Annotated in this window: 19 protein-coding genes; 13 read left to right on the forward strand and 6 right to left on the reverse strand. The window is 55.1% G+C overall.

The features are described from left to right. Positions 1 to 9 precede the first annotated feature (9 nt). The 4 genes from R0137_RS04995 to R0137_RS05010 form a co-directional block, all read right to left on the reverse strand. Positions 10 to 2,910, reverse strand: a complete 2,901-nt coding sequence (locus R0137_RS04995) for a ribonucleoside-diphosphate reductase subunit alpha (RefSeq protein ID WP_407329971.1) — start codon at positions 2,908 to 2,910, stop codon at positions 10 to 12. Positions 2,911 to 3,084: 174 nt separating this feature from the next. Further along, complete coding sequence (locus R0137_RS05000) at positions 3,085 to 3,354, reverse strand: hypothetical protein (RefSeq protein WP_407329031.1); 270 nt, start codon at positions 3,352 to 3,354, stop codon at positions 3,085 to 3,087. A 310-nt stretch (positions 3,355 to 3,664) separates the two neighbouring features. Continuing rightward, a complete protein-coding gene (gene argF, locus R0137_RS05005; RefSeq protein ID WP_407329033.1) occupies positions 3,665 to 4,573 on the reverse strand; it encodes an ornithine carbamoyltransferase in 909 nt (302 codons plus the stop codon). Then, entirely contained in the window at positions 4,570 to 5,871 is a 1,302-nt protein-coding gene (locus tag R0137_RS05010; RefSeq protein ID WP_407329035.1) for an aspartate aminotransferase family protein, read from the reverse strand. The genes argF and R0137_RS05010 overlap by 4 nt, the downstream gene beginning before the upstream one ends. 122 nt (positions 5,872 to 5,993) lie before the next feature. Here R0137_RS05010 and grxD point away from each other — a divergent pair, with 122 nt between their 5' ends. Further along, complete coding sequence (grxD, locus tag R0137_RS05015; RefSeq protein WP_405271073.1) at positions 5,994 to 6,314, forward strand: Grx4 family monothiol glutaredoxin; 321 nt, start codon at positions 5,994 to 5,996, stop codon at positions 6,312 to 6,314. A 46-nt stretch (positions 6,315 to 6,360) separates the two neighbouring features. Here grxD and bfr read toward each other — a convergent pair whose 3' ends face one another. Continuing rightward, positions 6,361 to 6,846, reverse strand: a complete 486-nt coding sequence (gene bfr, locus R0137_RS05020; RefSeq protein ID WP_405271074.1) for a bacterioferritin — start codon at positions 6,844 to 6,846, stop codon at positions 6,361 to 6,363. Positions 6,847 to 7,150: 304 nt separating this feature from the next. Then, on the reverse strand, positions 7,151 to 7,363 hold the full coding sequence (locus R0137_RS05025) for a bacterioferritin-associated ferredoxin (RefSeq protein WP_405271075.1): 213 nt from the start codon (positions 7,361 to 7,363) through the stop codon (positions 7,151 to 7,153). A gap of 134 nt (positions 7,364 to 7,497) precedes the next feature. On the opposite strand from R0137_RS05025, the gene R0137_RS05030 reads away from it, so the two are divergent. The 12 genes from R0137_RS05030 to R0137_RS05085 all read left to right on the forward strand — a co-directional run bounded on the left by R0137_RS05030 (position 7,498) and on the right by R0137_RS05085 (position 19,284). Beyond that, positions 7,498 to 8,772 (forward strand): glutamate-5-semialdehyde dehydrogenase, encoded by a 1,275-nt coding sequence (locus R0137_RS05030; RefSeq protein WP_407329037.1) that lies wholly within the window; start codon positions 7,498 to 7,500, stop codon positions 8,770 to 8,772. After that, positions 8,769 to 9,452, forward strand: coding sequence for a nicotinate-nucleotide adenylyltransferase (gene nadD, locus R0137_RS05035; RefSeq protein ID WP_407329039.1), 684 nt, complete (start codon positions 8,769 to 8,771; stop codon positions 9,450 to 9,452). Before R0137_RS05030 ends, nadD begins: the two co-directional genes overlap by 4 nt. A gap of 63 nt (positions 9,453 to 9,515) precedes the next feature. Further along, positions 9,516 to 9,896: a ribosome silencing factor gene (gene rsfS, locus R0137_RS05040; RefSeq protein WP_407329041.1), complete on the forward strand. Its 381-nt coding sequence runs from the start codon at positions 9,516 to 9,518 to the stop codon at positions 9,894 to 9,896. Further along, a complete protein-coding gene (gene rlmH / locus R0137_RS05045; RefSeq protein WP_407329042.1) occupies positions 9,896 to 10,366 on the forward strand; it encodes a 23S rRNA (pseudouridine(1915)-N(3))-methyltransferase RlmH in 471 nt (156 codons plus the stop codon). Before rsfS ends, rlmH begins: the two co-directional genes overlap by 1 nt. Positions 10,367 to 10,393: 27 nt before the next feature. After that, positions 10,394 to 12,235, forward strand: a complete 1,842-nt coding sequence (mrdA, locus tag R0137_RS05050) for a penicillin-binding protein 2 (protein ID WP_407329044.1) — start codon at positions 10,394 to 10,396, stop codon at positions 12,233 to 12,235. Next, positions 12,235 to 13,374 carry a rod shape-determining protein RodA gene (rodA, locus tag R0137_RS05055; protein ID WP_407329046.1) on the forward strand — a complete coding sequence of 380 codons (1,140 nt, stop codon included), beginning with the start codon at positions 12,235 to 12,237 and terminating at the stop codon, positions 13,372 to 13,374. The genes mrdA and rodA overlap by 1 nt, the downstream gene beginning before the upstream one ends. A 113-nt stretch (positions 13,375 to 13,487) precedes the next feature. Beyond that, positions 13,488 to 14,486, forward strand: a complete 999-nt coding sequence (gene mltB, locus R0137_RS05060) for a lytic murein transglycosylase B (RefSeq protein WP_407329048.1) — start codon at positions 13,488 to 13,490, stop codon at positions 14,484 to 14,486. Beyond that, on the forward strand, positions 14,483 to 15,277 hold the full coding sequence (locus R0137_RS05065; RefSeq protein ID WP_407329049.1) for a septal ring lytic transglycosylase RlpA family protein: 795 nt from the start codon (positions 14,483 to 14,485) through the stop codon (positions 15,275 to 15,277). Before mltB ends, R0137_RS05065 begins: the two co-directional genes overlap by 4 nt. 107 nt (positions 15,278 to 15,384) lie before the next feature. After that, a complete protein-coding gene (locus R0137_RS05070; protein ID WP_407329051.1) occupies positions 15,385 to 16,584 on the forward strand; it encodes a D-alanyl-D-alanine carboxypeptidase family protein in 1,200 nt (399 codons plus the stop codon). Further along, positions 16,577 to 16,876 (forward strand): YbeD family protein, encoded by a 300-nt coding sequence (locus tag R0137_RS05075; RefSeq protein ID WP_407329052.1) that lies wholly within the window; start codon positions 16,577 to 16,579, stop codon positions 16,874 to 16,876. Before R0137_RS05070 ends, R0137_RS05075 begins: the two co-directional genes overlap by 8 nt. After that, positions 16,873 to 17,508, forward strand: a complete 636-nt coding sequence (lipB, locus tag R0137_RS05080; protein WP_407329054.1) for a lipoyl(octanoyl) transferase LipB — start codon at positions 16,873 to 16,875, stop codon at positions 17,506 to 17,508. The genes R0137_RS05075 and lipB overlap by 4 nt, the downstream gene beginning before the upstream one ends. A 165-nt stretch (positions 17,509 to 17,673) precedes the next feature. Beyond that, on the forward strand, positions 17,674 to 19,284 hold the full coding sequence (locus tag R0137_RS05085; protein WP_407329972.1) for a peptide chain release factor 3: 1,611 nt from the start codon (positions 17,674 to 17,676) through the stop codon (positions 19,282 to 19,284). Positions 19,285 to 19,319 lie beyond the last annotated feature (35 nt).

Consider the following 19,319-nt stretch of genomic DNA (forward strand, 5'->3'; position numbering starts at 1 on the left):
CCACAGTGTTTACTGGCAGGCCTCGCAGTCCGGGTCATCGAGTGAGCAGGCCAGCGGTACCGGCGCGGGTGCTGGCTCGGCGCTGGAAGATACGGCATTGAGTTGCCCAGTATCGATCGTCGACTTCTCCGTTCCCGTGGCTGCCAAAGAGCGCAGGTAGTACGTCGTCTTAAGGCCGCTGTACCAGGCCATGCGGTAGGTAATGTCCAGCTTTTTACCGCTCGCATTGTTGATGTACAGGTTCAGTGACTGCGCCTGATCAATCCACTTCTGACGGCGGCTCGCGCACTCAACGATCCACTTGGGCTCTACCTCAAACGCATTCGAGTAGATGGCGCGTAGATCAGCTGGAATTCGCTCAATAGACTGCACGCTACCGTCGTAATACTTGAGATCGTTAACCATGACGCTGTCCCACAATCCGCGGGCTTTCAGGTCGTTAACGAGGTAGGGGTTAACCACCGTGAACTCACCTGAGAGGTTCGACTTCACATAGAGGTTTTGATAAGTCGGTTCAATGGACTGGGATACGCCCGTGATGTTGGCAATAGTCGCTGTTGGTGCGATAGCCATCACATTGGAATTACGCATACCTCGAGTTTTTACGGCTTCGCGTAATGTGGCCCAATCAAGGGTCATGGAATCATCAACTTTGATGTAATCGCTGCCGCGCTCCTCGACGAGCTTGCTCAAAGAGTCGATAGGCAGGATGCCCTGGCTCCACAGTGAGCCCTCATAGCTTGAGTAAGCACCACGCTCCTCTGCCAGTTTGCTGGAGGCATCGATGGCGTAGTAGCTAATCGCTTCCATGGAAAGGTCTGCGAAGCTAACGGCATCATCAGAGCCGTAGGCAATATGTTGCTTGTAGAGGGCATCCTGAAAGCCCATGAGACCCAAACCAACTGGGCGGTGACGGAAGTTGGAATTTCGCGCGGTATCCACCGAGTAGTAGTTAATGTCGATCACGTTATCGAGCATGCGAACAGCGGTGCGTACGGTCTCGGCCAACTTCTCCAGGTTCAAGCCATTCTCATCAACGTGCTGCGGCAGGTTGACCGAACCCAGGTTACATACGGCGATCTCATCGGCATTTGTATTGAGAGTGATCTCTGTACAAAGGTTGGAAGAGTGGACTACACCGGCGTGTTGCTGGGGGCTGCGGAGGTTGCAGGGATCTTTGAAAGTCATCCAGGGGTGGCCCGTCTCGAACAGCATGCCGAGCATCTTGCGCCACAGGTTTTGTGCTTTAACGGTCTTGAAGTACTTGAGGTCACCGCTGGCCGCCATAGCTTCGTAGGCGCCGTAGCGCTCTTCGAAGGCCTTGCCGTAGAGGTCGTGGAGATCTGGAACGTCGTTGGGTGAGAAGAGAGTCCAATCACCATCGTCAAACACACGCTTCATAAATAGATCGGGGATCCAGTTGGCGGTGTTCATGTCGTGAGTACGTCGTCGATCGTCGCCGGTGTTCTTACGCAGCTCGACAAACTCCTCGATATCCATGTGCCAGGTTTCAAGGTAGGAGCAGACCGCTCCTTTACGCTTGCCGCCCTGGTTAACCGCTACCGCTGTATCGTTCACAACCTTGAGGAAAGGAACGACACCCTGCGACTTGCCGTTGGTGCCTTTAATGTAAGAGCCCAGAGCGCGCACAGGCGTCCAGTCATTACCCAGCCCGCCAGCAAACTTGGAGAGCATGGCGTTGTCCTGAATTGCCCCATAGATGCCATGAAGATCATCGGGCACGGTGGTCAGGTAGCAGGAGGACAGCTGAGGGCGCAGCGTGCCCGCATTAAACAGCGTGGGCGTAGAGCTCATATAGTCGAAAGAAGAGAGCAGTCGGTAAAATTCTATCGCCCGCGCTTCACGATCGTCTTCTTCTACGGCGAGACCCATGGCTACGCGCATGAAGAATATCTGCGGCAGTTCAAAACGCACTTCATCGCTGTGGATAAAGTAGCGGTCATAAAGTGTTTGCAGGCCCAGATAGGTGAATTGCAGATCCCGCTCGGGAAGAATTGCGGCGCCCATGCGCTCAAGGTCGTAGTCAGCCAGTGTCGGGTCGAGTAGCTCGAGCTCTACACCGCGTGCGATGTAAGCTGTCAGCGCCTTCTCGTACAAACGATCCATGTCGCCTTGGGTAGCGCTGTCCGCCACGCCGAGGAAGGTCAAAGCCTCGGTCCGCAGGTTGTCGCACAGTAGGCGGGCCGATGCGTAGGTGTAGTTAGGCTCTTGCTCGATCAGGGTTCGCGCCGTGATCACTAGTGATGTAGACAGCTCCTGCATGCTGACCCCGTCATAGAGGTTGCGCAGGGCTTCATCAAGGATTCTCGTTTCAGAAACATCATCGAGTCCAGCGCAGGCTTCGCTGACGACGATGTGCAGACGCTCAAGGTCCAACGGCGCCTTGCTGCCATCGGCCTGTACGACGTTGATGCGATCTGCGGCTTCCTGAGTTTCTGCAGAGAGGGACTGTCGAGCGGCACGCTTTGTTGCCTGCTGCTCGCGGTAGATCACATAGTCCCGGGCAATTTTGTGCTCTCCGGCGCGCATGAGTGACAGTTCGACCTGATCTTGGACATCCTCAATGTGGATTGTGCCGCCGGAAGGCATGCGTCGCTTGAATGTTGCAGTCACCATTTCAGTGAGCTTGGCCACAGTTTCGTGAATGCGACTTGATGCCGCCGCTGTGCCACCCTCTACTGCGAGGAATGCCTTAGTAATGGCCACAGAAATCTTGCTGGCCTCAAACGGTACAACCGTGCCATTACGCTTAATGACGCGCAGTTGCCCTGGTGCCGTCGCGGTGACTTCCGCAGTGCTTGCGCCGGCGACATTAGCTGCCTGTTGCGCCGATGCGGTATCCGTTACGTTCTCTGTGAGAGTTGCTTCCCCGCCCTGGCTGGTATGCATGGTCACTCGTGTTCACTCCTCTAAACTCGGCTAACACCATTTGGGTTAACGCTTTTTGGTTTGTTGTTTTACGTTCTTTGACGTTTTTTACTACTTCGTCTTTTTTCTGCTTTTCAGCTCGTTTCTAATTTCTTTGCCATTCGCGTTTCTTGGAAGCTTCTCCATATCAATGGCCTAAATTTGGGCGTTTCCCGTCTTTTTCCCGTGTTTAGGTGGCTTTTTGGCGACAATAGGGTCTTTTTTAAAGAAATACTTTTCCTTGGCGTAGCAAGCTTTGAAAAAAAACATCGCTGCGCCATTTATATCGTTTTTAACGTTTTTGAGGCCACGTTCCTGGTTTTTATGCTCTTTTTCGGAGACGATTCTGGATTTTGGTGGTGCTCGTTCTTCACTCGTTGCATCCCAATGCGTTGACTGAGCAAGCTTGGCGTACGTTTTGCTCAAGCTGCAGGCCGTTTTCGAATCGTGTTTCGAATCACAGTTTGACCTGAAACGCTAGATATTGGGTTTTTAGTGCCGAATGGCTACAAGATAAAGCGGTCTTGGGGGGAAAGCAAGCGTATTAGTCTGAGTTTATCTTGTGGATAACTTGTTAGTTGCCACTGATGTCTGTGCTTACTAACCCTAGAGGCCTAGTAACTATCAAAAATCGGGGCACCGCCTGTTGTGTTTTGCCCGGTGGGTGCTTTGGACCGATTTCTTATAAGCCGTCCGTTGACTATACGCACTGGTTATTTGCCTTTTTTTACGGCGCCTATTTGTCTGTCAGGAGGTGTTCGATTAGCGCTTTCTGCGCGTGTAGGCGGTTTTCTGCTTCTTCCCAAATCACTGTGCCGGTCGCGTCCATCAATTCGGCGCTGATCTCTTCCCCTCGGTGTGCGGGTAGACAGTGCATATAGAGCGCGTCGGGCGCTGCTTGTCTCAGAAGTTCGGCGTTCAACTGGAAGGGGGCCATGGCCGCCTCGCGACGTGCCTGTTCTTCTTCTTGTCCCATAGACGCCCACACGTCGGTGACAAGCAAAGATGCGCCTGCCACAGCAGCGCGGGGTTCATGAAAGACGGTTACCCGGTCGCTGTTATCACGGAGAAGCTCTTCTTGAGGTTCGAATCCTTCAGGGCAGGCAATATGGAGTTTAAAGTCGAATTGCCGCGCCGCGTTGATGTAGGAATGGCACATGTTGTTGCCGTCACCGAGCCAGCAAACCGTTTTGCCCTGAATTGAACCGCGATGCTCTCGGTACGTCTGCATGTCCGCCAACAACTGGCAGGGATGGAAGTCATCCGTGAGTGCATTGATGACCGGAACGCTGGAGTTGGCGGCAAAGCGCTCCACAATGTCGTGCCCAAAGGTGCGGATCATCACGATATCCACCATGGAGGAGATCACCCGCGCGCTATCTTCGATGGGCTCTCCGCGACCTAGTTGTGTATCACTGGGCGAAAGAAACATTGCGTGGCCGCCCATCTGCGCCATTCCCGCCTCAAAAGACACGCGAGTTCGCGTCGAAGACTTGGCAAAGATCATCGCCATCACACTGCCTGAGAATTGCGGTGAGGGTTCGCCGGCTCGGTGTGCCGTTTTGAGCGCTATTGCTCGATCGATGAGAGCGTCTAGTTCCTTCGGCGATAAATCCAGAAGAGTTAGGAAATGCTGATTGCTCACGCGACACCTTCTTTGCTTGGTTTGTTAGTTAGCCAGCTGTCAACGACCCCGGCGAGCGTTTCGCCGAGCTGATGCCCTTGTTCGTTGCTCATTACCAGCGGGGGTAAAAGTCTAATTGTTCGTCCGGCAGTGACATTGATAAGTAGACCCGCATCGAGGGCCAGCTTTACTAGCTCGGCGCAGTCGAGCTGTAGTTCTATACCAATCATCAGTCCCGCGCGGCGGTATTGCGCTACGGCGTCATCATGATTTAGGGTCTCTTTAAAGCTTTTCTCGATGAGCTCCCCCAGCGGCTGGGCGCGCTCTTGGAGCTGCTCTTCCTCCAGGGCCTGCAGCACAGCTCCTGCAGCCGCGCAGGCGAGCGGATTGCCCCCGTAAGTAGAGCCATGGTGCCCTGGTGCGAAGGTATGTGCGGCCTCCCCCCGTGCCAGGCAGGCACCTATAGGCATCCCGTTGCCCAGGGCTTTCGCAGTACTGACAATGTCAGGGGCGATGTCAATCTGCTGGTGGTAAAAGTAACTGCCCGTGCGACCGTTACCGGACTGAACCTCATCGAATATCAGCAGCCAACCTTGCTCTTTGCATAGCTTTGCAGCCCCGTTCAGGTACTCGAGGTCCAGGGGGTGAATACCGCTTTCACCCTGCACCGGTTCGAGCATCAACGCTGCAACGTCGTCATGCTTCTGCGCCAGCGCTTGTAGGGCGTGGAGGTCGTTGCGAGGCGCGCGCAAAAAGCCGCTCACCAGGGGGCCGAAGCCTTTCTGAATTCGTTCATTGCCTGTGGCCGACAGGGTGGCGAGGGTGCGGCCGTGAAAGGCACCTTCTAATACGACGATCTGCGGGCGTTCAATGCCTCTTTCATGGGCATGTAAGCGCGCCAACTTAATTGCGGCTTCGTTGGCCTCGGCTCCGGAGTTACTAAAAAAGACTCGCTCCATGCCCGCACGACGCGTGAGCGCTTCGCCCACGCGTTCCTGTAGATCAATCTGATAGATGTTGGAGCAGTGCAATAGCGATGATGCTTGCTCTGTAATCGCGGCGGTGACGCGAGGGTGCGCGTGTCCCAGATTGGTTACGGCAATGCCCGACAGTCCGTCGAGAAAACTCCGTCCTTCACAATCGAACAGCTCGGCGCCCCGGCCGTGAGAAAAGCTCACGGGAAGCGGGGAATAGGTACTCATCAAAGCCGACATGGCATTGTCCAGGTTAGGGTCGGTTAGCAGTTCGGTGGGTCTCGCAGCTGCGCTGGAAAATTCGCGAGTCCCAAAAAGCAAAAATGGCCGCTCTGATGCAGCCACAACAAAACTATAGCTATTCTTTTCTGGCCTGACAATTTTTGGAGTATGGCTACGCCGTGGCACTGGTCATACTAAAGCGAGTAAAATGTTTGGCCATTGAGATAACTTAAAGGATCTACAGCATGGACGTAATGGAGCAAATTAAGGAACAAGTTGAGCAGAATCAGGTTCTGCTTTACATGAAGGGGTCGCCGAACCAGCCGCAGTGTGGTTTTTCTGCGCGGGTTGTGCAGGCTCTCATGGCCTGTGGTCAGCGTTTTGCTTACGTAGACATTCTCAGTAATCCGGAGATTCGTTCAAACCTGCCCACTTATGCGAATTGGCCGACGTTCCCTCAGCTCTGGGTAAAAGGCGAGCTGATTGGTGGTTGTGACATCGTCACCGAAATGCACGAAAAGGGCGAGCTTGAGCCTTTGGTACGTGAGGCGGCCGAAGCAGCCTGATGTTTGAAAATTGCAGGGCCCCTTGGGCCCTGCACATAGTTTGCCTTCAGGCGACGGGCTTGACGGTATTCATTGCCGTTTGTAGATAGTTTTGTATACCTACCTTATCGATGAGACTCAGCTGGGTCTCCAGCCAATCGACGTGTTCTTCTTCTGCATTGAGAATGCTTACTACCAAGTCCCGGGAGACGTAGTCCCCAACACTCTCGCAATACGCGGCTGCATCCTTTAGATCCTTATGGGCGATGTGCTCGAGCTTAAGGTCACACTCCATCATCTCCTGCGTGTTTTCCCCGATCATTAATCTGCCAAGATCCTGCAGATTGGGGAGTCCCTCCAAAAACAAAATGCGCTCCACTAGCTGATCGGCGTGTTTCATTTCGTCGATGGACTCGTGATACTCGTGGTCTGCAAGCTCTACAAGGCCCCAGTCCTTGTACATTCGAGCGTGAAGAAAATATTGGTTAATTGCCACAAGTTCGTTGCCGAGAATGCGGTTTAAATGCTCGATGACTGTTGGGTCGCCTTTCACTGTGCGGGGCTCCTTTTCACTTTCTGATTGATGTCGTGAATCGTGTAGTAATTGTTGAGTAAATGTTTTCCTTGCTGCTTTAAAATCTGTCGCAATCCCAGGACTCTGAAGCGGCGTCTTTTCTGTTGCTATTGGCTCACAGCCCTGAGCGCGTCGCGCTAAACCGGCCTGTAAATAACGGGGGAAATTGTAGCGTCTTGTTAAGAGCAGCTACCAGCTAAATTGTCGATAACACAAATGACAAGCATTCCGAATCAAGAATGCGTAGCCAACAGAATTCAGCAAACGAGTTTAGTGAGGGACTTTAAGCGGGTGACGCAGCGGAATAGAAAAGACCGTCGCTAATGGGGGGCGGGCTGGCGTTATCCTGGAGAAGACTGAGGGCGTGGTCAGTACAACTTCCACACTGGCTCGCAACGCCAAGCTCGTCTCTGAGAGACTGCAAGGTGTTAGCGCCGCCGGCGACGGCGGAACGAATCTGCTTGTCAGTGATGCCATTGCAGATGCAAACGTACATGCTTTTCCTGCTCTTGATATGACTGGAAGCGTTAACCTATTTCAAATGAGAATAGTTGTCAATAGTATTTGCAAGCCATTCTTGTGTCCCGAGCTCAGGTATAATTCATTGCCACTTATATTGAGACAAACGTCATGAACGCTGTGACCCCTGCAGATGTAAGCACTGAAGTGCGTGACATGGCCCTTAGCGCCCGTGTCGCGGCGCGAAAGCTGGTTGCCTCTGCGAGCGATGCCCGAAATCAAGCCTTGTACGCCGCTGCTGCTTTTCTCGACGAGCGCCGGGAAGTGCTGCGAGAAGCGAACGCGATGGATATGCGACGCGCGAGCGAGGCAGATTTGGATTCAGCTTTGCTGGATCGTCTGGAACTTACCGATGATCGCATAGACGCTATGCTTGAGGGTCTGCGTCAAGTCGCTGGCTTACCTGACCCCGTGGGTGAGATTCGCGATATGCGTGCGCGCCCCTCGGGCATCCGGGTAGGAAAAATGCGCGTTCCTCTTGGCGTCATCGGCATCATTTATGAGTCACGGCCCAATGTAACGGCGGATGCAGCGAGTTTGTGCATCAAGTCAGGTAACGCAGCGATTCTTCGGGGCGGTTCCGAGGCGCTGCATTCCAACGCAGTGATTGCAGCCGCTATGTCCGATGGTCTCCTGTCGGCGGGTCTGGATGCCGCGTCAGTGCAACTCGTGCAGACCCGGGATCGCGCGGCTGTGGGTGCGCTTCTGGGCCTCGAGGGTTTAATTGATGTTGTTATACCTCGCGGAGGAAAGAGCCTCGTCGAACGCATTAGCAAGGAAGCACGCGTCCCGGTGATCAAGCATCTCGATGGTGTTTGTCATGTGTACGTTGATGCAACTGCAGACGCTGAGATGGCTCTGGCCATTGCGATAAACGCCAAAACCCACCGTTATGGCACCTGTAACACCATGGAGACCTTGTTGGTGCATCAGAACGAGGCTGCATCACTGCTACCACGTCTGGCAGAGGCCTACGCTAGCGCGTCTGTTGAGCTACGCGGCTGCGAACGTACCTTAGCCCTTCTTCCCGACGCGACAGCTGCTAGCGAGGACGATTGGGTAACGGAGTATCTGGGTCCTATCCTGTCGATTCGTGTTGTCGATGATATCGATGCGGCGATGGAGCATATTGCTCGCTATGGTTCGGGCCACACCGAAGCGATTGTGACGTCCGATTATCTGCGTTCGCAGCGTTTTCTGCGCGAAGTAGATTCCGCATCTGTCATGGTCAACGCATCGACACGCTTTGCTGATGGTTTTGAATACGGCTTGGGTGCAGAGATTGGAATCTCTACCGATAAGCTGCACGCTCGAGGGCCCGTGGGGCTAGAGGGCCTTACCTCAGAAAAGTTTGTCGTCTTAGGCGAAGGACAGATTCGCCGTTGAGTGAAGTATCAGGGGAGACTTTGATCTATCCAGAGCGCAGCGGCGCGGTCGGGGTGTTTGGCGGAACCTTCAATCCCATCCATTTTGGTCATCTGCGTTCTGCGCTGGAATTGCTCGAGGCTTTGCCTCTGGCTCAATTGCGTTTTATGCCGGCGAGTGAGCCGCCCCATCGAGCATCGCCACAGGTCAGTGCTACAGATCGCGCGGCCATGGTGGAGCGCGCAATAGCGGGGGAGCGACGCTTTGTTTGTGATCGACGAGAGCTTGATCGTGAGGGTCCTTCTTATACCGTAGAGAGTCTCGAAGAGCTCAGACACGAGTTGGGCGATGAGCGTGGTATCTGTCTGATCATGGGCTGTGACGCGCTTCTTGGCTTACCTAACTGGCACCGCTGGGAAGAGCTTTTGAGTCTCGCCCATCTGGTGATTATGGCGAGACCAGGTTGGGTTTTTCCCGACCAGGGGGTTCTTGGATCGCTTATGCGGGACCACGCAGGCGTTGCAGAGGATCTTGTTCGGGAGCCGGCGGGAAGCTTGGTTACACAGACACTAAGTCCCCAGGATATCTCGGCCACAAACATTCGCGTCCTGTTACAATCAGGGCTTTCCGCACGTTATCTCCTTCCCGAGAGCGTGCTTGCATACATCGCCGAGCGTGGTCTCTACGCAGAGCAGGAGTAACGGGCTATCACCCCTAAAGAAAAAGCAACAGATAAATCCCCAGCGCTCTCCACTCGGGAGATCATGGACCTGGTGGCGGAAGCGCTGGAGGACCTTAAAGGTGTCAACCCGGTAACCCTTGATGTGCGTGAGCTCAGCAACGTGATGGATTACCTGGTTATCTGCAGCGGGACATCGAGCCGCCATGTGAAGTCTCTTGCGGATAACGTGTCGCGCACGGCTAAGGCTGCCGGGCATATGCCCATGGGCGTGGAAGGTGAAGACGCCGGAGAATGGGTGCTCGTGGATCTGGGAGATGTTGTTGTGCACGTTATGCAGCCGGCGACTCGAGATTTCTATGATCTGGAGCGACTTTGGGTGCACAGCGCCGCCGCAGCTGATGACAATGGCGATAACACTAACAACGTGTGGGGTGGCGACAGTTCGGATAGCGACTCCGACTGATGCGCGTTAACGTCCACTCGGTGGCAGGCAAGATGCCGCGCTGGGTCGACACAGCCGTTGGTGAATACGAAAAACGCCTCCCCCGAGAACTCAAACTGCAATGGCGCGATATACCGCTAGCCGCGCGCAGTACTAACTCCAATGCCGGGCAGTTAAAAGAGCGCGAGGGGATCGCGATGCTTAAAGGCGTTAGCACCTCGGATCATTGCGTTGCTCTCGATGGCCGGGGAAAGCCCTGGACCACCGAAGAACTGGCAAAACAGCTGGAGCAGTGGATGATGCAAGGGCAGGACTTGAGCCTCCTGATAGGCGGTCCAGACGGCCTGTCTGATGCTTGCTTAGCTGCTGCCCGTCAGCGTTGGTCCCTGGGCCCCTTGACCCTTCCGCACCCCCTGGTGAGAGTGGTTTTAGCCGAACAGTTGTATCGTGCTTGGACAATCACCATTGGACACCCCTATCATCGCGCCTGATATCCGCGACGTCTCTAGCAAGGACCTATGGCCTCCCGCGTAGTTCTTAAAGATACCCAACGCGAACAGCGCATTTTTGGCGCCCGTAGTCTGGTGGCTCTGGTATTTGTGGTGGCGTTACTCGGGGTATTGCTGGCGAGATACTACAGCCTGCAAATCAACGAGTTTGAAGCCTACAGCACAGCGTCCGAGCGCAACCGCGTTCAGCTGCAACCACTGCCGCCCAAACGCGGTCTTATCTATGATCGCAACGGTGTGCTGCTGGCGGACAATCGTCCCAGTTACACGCTCTCGCTGATCGTTGAGCGCGTCGACGATTTGGATGAGACTCTTGCCGCTCTCGCCGAGCTTGTGGCTATCGAAGAGAGTGACCTCGAGAAGTTTCGCAATCGTGTACGGCAGCGCAGACCCTACGACCCGGTACCCCTGCGTTTTCGTCTCAATGACGTAGAGCAGGCTTACATTGCCGTCAACAAGCATCGCCTTCCCGGGGTAACTGTCGAGGCCCAGCTGCAGCGCTATTACCCTCATGGTGAGCTGTTCGCCCATGCACTAGGCTATGTGGGGCGTATAAATGCACAAGAGATGGCAAGCATAGATCAGGCGGATTACCGGGGAACCTTCCATATTGGAAAAATCGGTATCGAGCGACGCTACGAAAACGAATTGCACGGCACCGTGGGTTATCAAACCGTAGAGACAAACGCCCATGGCCGCGTACTGAGGGTTCTGGAGCGTTTTGATCCCAGTCCTGGCGAGGACCTGATTCTACATCTCGACTACGAATTGCAGCGAGTCGCCCATGAGCAACTGGCGGGAAGGCGCGGAGCAGTGGTCGCCATCGATCCACTGACGGGAGGGGTTCTGGCCTTGGTCAGTACGCCGTCTTTTGACAGCAATTTGTTTGTTAATGGTATTAGTAGCCGCAACTACAACGCTCTGCGGGATTCACCGGACGTGCCGCTGTTTAATCGCACGGTGCAGGGCCAATACCCGCCGGGCTCTACGGTCAAACCGATGATCGCCATGGCCGGTCTTGAAGCCGGTCTCATCGATCCCTTGTTCACGGTGCCGGACCCCGGCTGGTATCGATTGCCCGGCGACCGTCGCCGCTACCGCGATTGGATTCTGCGTATCCGCGGCACCGGTCACGCCCCGGAAGTCGATTTGAAAATGGCTTTGGCTGAATCTTGCGATGTGTACTTTTACGATCTCGCTCGGCGTCTGACTGTTGATGGTATTCACGATTATCTCGATCACTATGGTCTGGGTCGTCGCACAGGCATTGATACCACGGCGGAGCGCTCAGGAGTCTTGCCCTCAACCGCATGGAAGCGTTCGACGCTCAGCGAGGCCTGGTATCCCGGTGAGACGCTAAGCGTCGGTATCGGTCAGGGGTACATGCTGGCGACTCCACTTCAGCTTGCCGTGGCAACTTCGGTGCTTGCGACCCATGGAGAACATCGCGAGCCGCGTCTGGTGCAATGGCTTGGTGATGAGCCGCTGGAAGCTCCCATGGTGGAGCCGCTCATGGCCGATGGCGCAAATTGGGACGCGGTGGTTGAGGGTATGCGGGAAGTCGTGCATGGCCGTCGCGGGACCGCCAAAGCTATCGCAAAAGGTATGGATTACGAGATGGCCGGAAAAACTGGCACGGCTCAGGTGATCGGCATCGCACAGGACGCTGTGTATAACGAAGACGAAATTGATGAGCGCCATCGCAATCACGGTTTGTTTATCGCCTTTGCGCCCCTCGATGCGCCCACGATTGCGGTTGCGGTGATTGTTGAGAACGGTGGTGGTAGTAGTGCGGCCTATCCTATTGCCCGAGCGGTGGTGGATGCCTGGCTCGATAGGGAGCCGAGCTAGTGTCTGAATACGTTCGCCAGATGCCCGAGAACGTCGGTCCTCTCACTCGGCCGCCAGGGGTGGCTGCAAAGCTCCACGTCGACGCACCTTTACTGGTTTTACTGATGCTGCTCACGGCCTACGGGCTGGTTGTGCTTTACAGTGCATCGGGACAAAGCATGGATGCCGTGGTGCGCCAGGGCCGGTACTTTGTACTCGCCTATGTTGTGATGTTTGTCATGGCCCAGTTTAGTCCGGTGCGCTGGTCGCGCTGGTCTCCCTGGGGGTACCTTTTGGGGGTGTCTTTCTTGGCGGCGGTGGCGGTTGCCGGTGTCGGCGCCAAGGGTGCACAGCGCTGGCTCGAGCTTGGTGGCTTTCGTTTTCAGCCCTCAGAGATCATGAAACTGGGCGTTCCCATGACCATTGCCTGGTATCTTGGGTCTCGCGTGTTACCACCAGCCTCACGCCACATCGCCGTGTGCCTGTTACTGATCGCTATCCCCTGTGGCCTGATTATCCGTCAACCGGATCTTGGGACCTCTCTGCTAATCGGCGCTTCGGGCTTGTTCGGCATCTTTATGGCGGGCATCAGTTGGCGCTTCATTTTTGGCACGGTGCTAGTGGCCATTTTTTCCGCCTGGCCAGCGTGGATGTTTCTTCTCGAGGACTATCAGAAACAGCGTATCCTGACGCTCCTTAATCCTGAAAGCGACAAGCTTGGCGCCGGATGGAACATCATTCAATCCAAAACGGCTATTGGCTCCGGCGGCTGGACCGGTAAGGGTTGGACTCAGGGCACTCAATCCCAGCTGGACTTTCTCCCCGAGAGTCATACCGATTTCATCATCGCTGTGCTCGCTGAAGAGTTTGGACTCAAGGGCGTGCTGCTGCTGCTTGGTCTGTACATTTTGATCCTACTGCGAGCGTTTTGGATTGGTCTGTATGCACAAAGCAGCTACGGTCGCATACTCTGCGGGAGTATTACGCTGACTTTCTTTGTCTACATCTTTGTTAACATGGGAATGGTTGCGGGTCTGCTCCCGGTGGTGGGTGTCCCGCTACCTTTAGTGAGCGCAGGTGGTACTTCGGTGGTGACCCTCATGGCTGGATTTGGGCTGCTTATGGCAGTCAGTACCGAGAAGCGTGTGGTGGGGCAATAGCAGATGGCTATATCGTCCCCAGTTCGCCCTTCGAACCCCGTCACGACATATTTCCAACCCGGTCACGACATGTTTCGAACTCCGTCACGACATATTCAGAAAGGATTATTAAGGTGAAGCAACGCCAAAGATTTGGATTTCACGTTTGCGCCAGCTTGCTCGGTGCATTGCTGATCACAGCACCGGTACACGCGGATTACTCGAATGATCCGGGCGCTCAGGCACTGATTGCAGAAATGGTTGCCGAGCACGATTTTTCAGCGGAAGAGCTGCAGACCCTTTTTATGGGGGCTGAGCGGCAGCAGAGCATTCTGGATGCCATATCGCGACCGGCAGAGAAAACCAAACCCTGGCACGAATACCGCGAGATTTTTCTCACAGAGCGTCGTGAGCGAGAGGGCGTTGAGTTTTTTCGGGAACACCGTGAGGCCCTTTCCCGCGCGCAGGCAGAGACGGGCGTTCCCGCTGAGGTAATCGTCGCGATCATTGGTGTAGAGACCTACTACGGTCGGATCGCCGGTAGTTATGACGTGATTGACGCGCTATCGACTCTCGCTTTTGATTACCCCAAGCGATCGAAATTTTTTACCAGTGAGCTCAAGAACTTTTTGCTCTTGTCCCGCGAACAAGGCATGGATCCGCTTTCCTTAAAAGGATCTTACGCCGGTGCCATGGGTTACGGACAGTTCATGCCCAGCAGCTACCGAGCCTACGCCATAGACTTTGACGGGGACGAACTCGTCGATATCTGGAACAACCCTACCGATGCTATTGGAAGCGTCGCTAACTATCTGGCCAAGCATGGTTGGCGAGGCGGAGAGCCCGTTGTCAGCGCGGCTACGGCCTCAGACGCGGCGCCCCAGGAAGCCTTTGAGGGCGGACTAAAGCCCACTCGATCGGTCCAAGCCTTTATCGACATGGGTGTGACCCCCGAGCAGCAGGTGGATCCTGAGGCGATGGCGACGGCAATGAAGTTTGAGTTGGTGGATGGCCACGAGTACTGGCTGGGCTTGCAGAACCTCTATGTAATTACTCGCTACAACCACTCGGCTATGTATGCGATGAGCGTATTTTTGTTGAGCCAGCGCATTGCCGCGGGCGTGCAGGCGTGACGCAATCCAGTTTAGGACTTCTGTGTGTCCTGACTGCGGTTACTGCGCTGGTAGCGTGCTCCAGCTCTGATCCCAAGGTCGCCTGGGAGGGTGATGGCGCGCCGGTAACCAGTATGGAGCCGGACGCTGTGGCAGATGCGGTTCCTCGTCCTGATCCTATTCTTCGTGCAGGTAATACTTCGCCCTATAGCATCGATGGCGTTGAATATCGCGTCCTCCCGAGCGCCGAGGGATATAGCAAGAAGGGTATCGCCAGCTGGTATGGCACCAAGTTTCATGGCAATAAAACGGCCAATGGTGAGGTCTATGACTTATATCTCGCAACGGCTGCCCACCGAAGCCTCCCCATACCCAGCTATGCAACGGTAACCAACCTTTGGAATGGTCGTCAGGTGGTGGTGCGAATCAACGATCGCGGGCCCTTCCACCCAGACCGATTGATCGATTTAAGTTACGCCGCCGCGGTGAAGCTGGGTTTTGTCGACAAAGGGACCGCTGAGGTTCTGGTTGAGACCATTACTCTGGCCGGGATAGACGACCTTCGTGATAGCGAGACGGGCGAGTATCGCTATCTTCAACTGGGCGCCTTTGCTAATCCTGATACAGCTGATGGTCTCCGAGAATCTGTCGCTGCGATGGTGGATGCGCCCGTGAGCGTGACCCCTGTCGATGCCGGGGGGCAGCGTTTGCATCGCGTGCGTGTGGGCCCGGTCGCCGACGGAGAGCAGCTCCGCTATCTTCGTGATTTGCTGATGAGCCGCGGTTATTCACCCGGTCTGGCCCTGCCGTAATGGCTAAACTATTTGGTAGCACCTCTCGCTTCAATTTCCGCCGCGATTTTTCAGTATTGAGAGCTTGCGGTACCATGCTCCGCCTCCGCATATCTGACCTGACTTCTATGCCAAATTCTTTACGTTTTTCTTTTATTCTTGCGCGCACCGCTGCGCACAGTCTGGCTCTGACCCTTGCTGTATTCACAGCTGCGGTATCAGCGCAGAACATCGTGCCTGCCCCCCCGGAGATCGCAGCTCGCGGCTATCTTCTGGTGGATGCGAATAGTGGTGCTGTTCTTGTCGAGTCTAACGCGGATGAGCAGCTGCCACCGGCCAGCCTGACCAAGCTGATGACCGCTTATGTGCTGGCCTCGGAGATTGCTGCGGGTCGTGTCACCCGTGAAGACCAGGTCACCGTAAGCCGGAATGCCTGGTCGCAAAACCCGGTTTTTAATGGCTCTTCGCTCATGTGGATTGAGCCTCGGATGCCCGTCACAATCGGGCAGCTGGAGCAGGGAGTAGTTATCTCCTCAGGTAATGATGCGACCGTTGCCGTAGCGGAGCACATCGCTGGCAGTGAGGCGGCATTTGCCGATCTCATGAACAAGCACGCCGCTGAACTGGGCCTCCACGGGACCTATTTCGCTAATTCCCATGGCTTGCCTCATCCTCAGCACCTGACCACCGCGCGGGATCTTGCGGTACTTGCCAAGAACATCATTCAGCGCTTTCCCGAGCACTACAAAGTCTACAGTCAGCGCGAATACACCTATAACGATATCAAGCAGTACAACCGGAATAAGCTCTTGGGAGAGGACCCTTCCGTAGATGGCTTGAAGACCGGTTATACCCGTGAGGCGGGGTACGGACTGGTTGCTTCTGCGGAACGCAACGGCATGCGCCTGATCTCCGTAGTCATGGGAACAGACAGCGCCCGCGCGCGAGCTAGGGAAACCCGCAGTTTGTTAAATTACGGATTCCGGTTCTATGAAACCGATGTGATGGTCGCGGGTGGAGAAGAGCTTGAGAAGCCCCGAATTTGGAAGGGCGAACTTGATTACGTACCGGTCGGTATTGCTGAAGACGTAGTGATGACCTTGCCCCGAGGCAAGCGCAACAGTCTGCTGAGCGAATTGGTGCTCATGGACCCTATTAGCGCGCCCTTGGCTGTCGGCGATGCGGTGGGCGAGTTGACCCTAACCCTCGATGGTGAGGTACTGCAGCAGATTCCCTTGGTCGCCCTGGAGCCTGTGGAGGCGGCCGGCTTTTTTGCCCGAATTTGGGACATGGTCTTAATGTGGTTGGCGCAGCTCTTCGGTGGCTGAGCTCATTACAGGTGCGCAGGGGGAAGGTGGTGAAGAGCCACCCAAGATTGAGTTCCCCTGTGATTACCCGGTAAAAGTACTCGGCCGTAATGTCAAAGAGTTCAGGCCTCTGGTCCTGGAGATTTTTGAGCGCCATGCCCCCGGGTTCGATCAGAAGACCATCACTGTTCGCGATAGTCGCAAGGGTAATTTTCTCTCCATGACAATTATCATCACTGCCACTGGGCCCGAACAGCTAGAGGCTCTTCACCAGGATCTCCGGGCCACGGGTCTGGTGCAGATGGTGCTGTGAACGCTGCAACTGCGCCGGAGCTGGTTGTTCGGCGTCTTGGGGAGTGCGATTACCAGCAAACCCTGGACAAGATGCGTAACTTTACTGACGCACGAACCTCTGAAACCCCCGATGAGCTTTGGTTACTCCAACATCCTCCAGTTTTTACGCAGGGGCTGGCAGGACGCGAAGAGCATCTTCTGGCGCCGGGTGATATTCCGGTAGTACAGGTGGACCGGGGTGGGCAGGTTACCTATCACGGCCCCGGTCAGTGGGTCGTTTACCTACTAGTGGACTTACGCCGCCGGCATCTTGGCGTCCGCGCGCTGGTTGATGTTATCGAGCAATCGATTGTCACAACTCTCGAAACCTTTGGTATCGAGGCTGCACCGGATCCCAAGGCTCCCGGGGTCTACGTGAATAGCCGGAAAATTGCCTCACTGGGACTAAGAGTGCGCCGCGGCTCTAGCTACCACGGGTTGTCGCTCAATGCCGATATGGATCTTGAGCCCTTTACGCGTATCAACCCCTGCGGTTATGCCGGTCTTGAGGTCACCTCGCTGAGGGCGCTCCTTGGCGACGACTGCCCCGATATGCCGCGCGTTGGTGACGAGTTGGTGAAGTCCCTTGAAGTTTGTCTAAGCGCGCGCTGACGTTTTATCCGAGCCTCTGCATCGGCTATGATGCGCGCCCCCAGTGACCCAAGTTTCAAAAATTCAGTAACGAGTTTTGTAACGAGTTTCTTATAGCAAACAGCGACGGGATGCTTGGGTTTTTGCTACCGAAACAATGATGACGGATCTCCCATGACCGACCCTATGCCTACAGCAGGCGCCGATTCAGACAAAGCCACTGGCGGCCTAGCGACAAAAGTTGCCCAACGACGCACCTTCGCGATTATCTCTCACCCGGATGCGGGTAAGACGACGATCACGGAGAAACTCCTTCTTCTTGGGAATGCCATTGCAATCGCGGGCAGTGTTAAGGGAAAAAAAGGCCCCCACGCCACCTCCGACTGGATGAGCATGGAGCAGGAACGCGGTATCTCTGTGACTTCCTCTGTGATGCAGTTTCCCTATCACGATCGCGTTGTGAACTTGCTGGACACCCCGGGACACGAAGACTTCTCCGAGGATACTTATCGCACCCTGACAGCTGTTGATTCGGCCCTCATGGTTATTGACGGTGCAAAAGGCGTCGAGGACCGCACGATCAAGCTGATGAACGTTTGCCGTCTTCGAGATACGCCCATTATCAGTTTTGTTAACAAACTCGACCGGCCGACTCGGGACCCTATAGAACTCCTTGATGAGATTGAGGAGGTTCTCGGCATTGCCGCCGCGCCCGTCAACTGGCCCATGGGAATGGGTGAGCACTTTCAGGGGGTGTACAACCTATACACGGATACCTTGCATTGCTTCGAGCGAGGCCATAACGCCGTGCTTCCGCCAGATACGCGCATTCAGGGGCTAGACTCTGAAGAGGCCCGGGAGTTGCTCGGCGATGAGTACGATGATTTTGTTGATGAGATCGAGTTGGTTAAAGGGGCGAGCCACGAGTTTGAGCTTGAGAAGTTTCTTGCCGGCAAGCTATCCCCCGTGTTCTTTGGCACTGCACTGGGTAATTTTGGTGTGCGGGAAATGCTCGATAACTTTGTTGAGTGGGCGCCTCCGCCCCAGGGAAGGGGCAGTAATGAACGTGAGGTCGAAGCCGGCGAGAGCAGCTTTAGTGGCTTTGTGTTCAAGATCCAGGCAAATATGGATCCTCGGCATCGCGATCGCATCGCATTCATGCGGGTTTGCTCTGGACGATATGAGAAAGGCATGAAAATGCGCCATGTGCGTATGGCCAAGGACGTCAAGATAGCCGATGCCGTGACCTTCAAAGCGGGGGAGCGGGTACTGGTAGAGGAGGCCATTGCCGGCGACATTATCGGCTTGCACAACCACGGAACGATCCAGATTGGAGATACCTTCACCGATGGTGAGGATCTGGGTTTTACGGGCATACCGCATTTCGCCCCAGAACTTTTTCGGCGAATACGACTGCGCGACCCCATGAAGTCCAAACAATTGCAAAAGGGACTTCAGCAATTGTCGGAAGAGGGCTCAACCCAGGTGTTTGCGCCTATTAGCTCAACGGATCTTATTGTGGGCGCGGTGGGTCAACTCCAGTTTGATGTGGTCGCCTATCGACTGAAGGACGAGTACAAGGTGGAAGCCATGTATGAGCCGGTCAACGTGTATACCGCGCGATGGGTGTACTGCGACGATGAGCGAAAACTGGAAGATTTTCGAAAAAAGGCCGCTGATCAGCTATCCATTGATGGCGGTGGTTTCTTGAGTTATCTGGCGCCGACGCGGGTGAATCTAGCGCTCATGGAAGAGCGGTGGCCGGATATCCAGTTCCGTGCAACGCGAGAGCATTAAGCTCCCGCATCTCGGTAAGTACTTACAACGAATCG

It is taken from the genome of Congregibacter brevis, assembly GCF_045689245.1.
GTDB classification, from domain to species: domain Bacteria; phylum Pseudomonadota; class Gammaproteobacteria; order Pseudomonadales; family Halieaceae; genus Congregibacter; species Congregibacter brevis.

Coding starts and splice junctions, on each gene's coding strand:
- rsfS (WP_407329041.1), top strand. CDS start 9,516: ATGGACCTGGTGGCGGAAGCGCTGGAGGACCTTAAAGGTGTCAACCCG.
- mrdA (WP_407329044.1), top strand. CDS start 10,394: ATGGCCTCCCGCGTAGTTCTTAAAGATACCCAACGCGAACAGCGCATT.
- R0137_RS05025 (WP_405271075.1), bottom strand. CDS start 7,363: ATGTACGTTTGCATCTGCAATGGCATCACTGACAAGCAGATTCGTTCC.
- rlmH (WP_407329042.1), top strand. CDS start 9,896: ATGCGCGTTAACGTCCACTCGGTGGCAGGCAAGATGCCGCGCTGGGTC.
- grxD (WP_405271073.1), top strand. CDS start 5,994: ATGGACGTAATGGAGCAAATTAAGGAACAAGTTGAGCAGAATCAGGTT.
- R0137_RS05085 (WP_407329972.1), top strand. CDS start 17,674: ATGCCTACAGCAGGCGCCGATTCAGACAAAGCCACTGGCGGCCTAGCG.
- R0137_RS05070 (WP_407329051.1), top strand. CDS start 15,385: ATGCCAAATTCTTTACGTTTTTCTTTTATTCTTGCGCGCACCGCTGCG.
- R0137_RS04995 (WP_407329971.1), bottom strand. CDS start 2,910: ATGCATACCAGCCAGGGCGGGGAAGCAACTCTCACAGAGAACGTAACG.
- R0137_RS05030 (WP_407329037.1), top strand. CDS start 7,498: ATGAACGCTGTGACCCCTGCAGATGTAAGCACTGAAGTGCGTGACATG.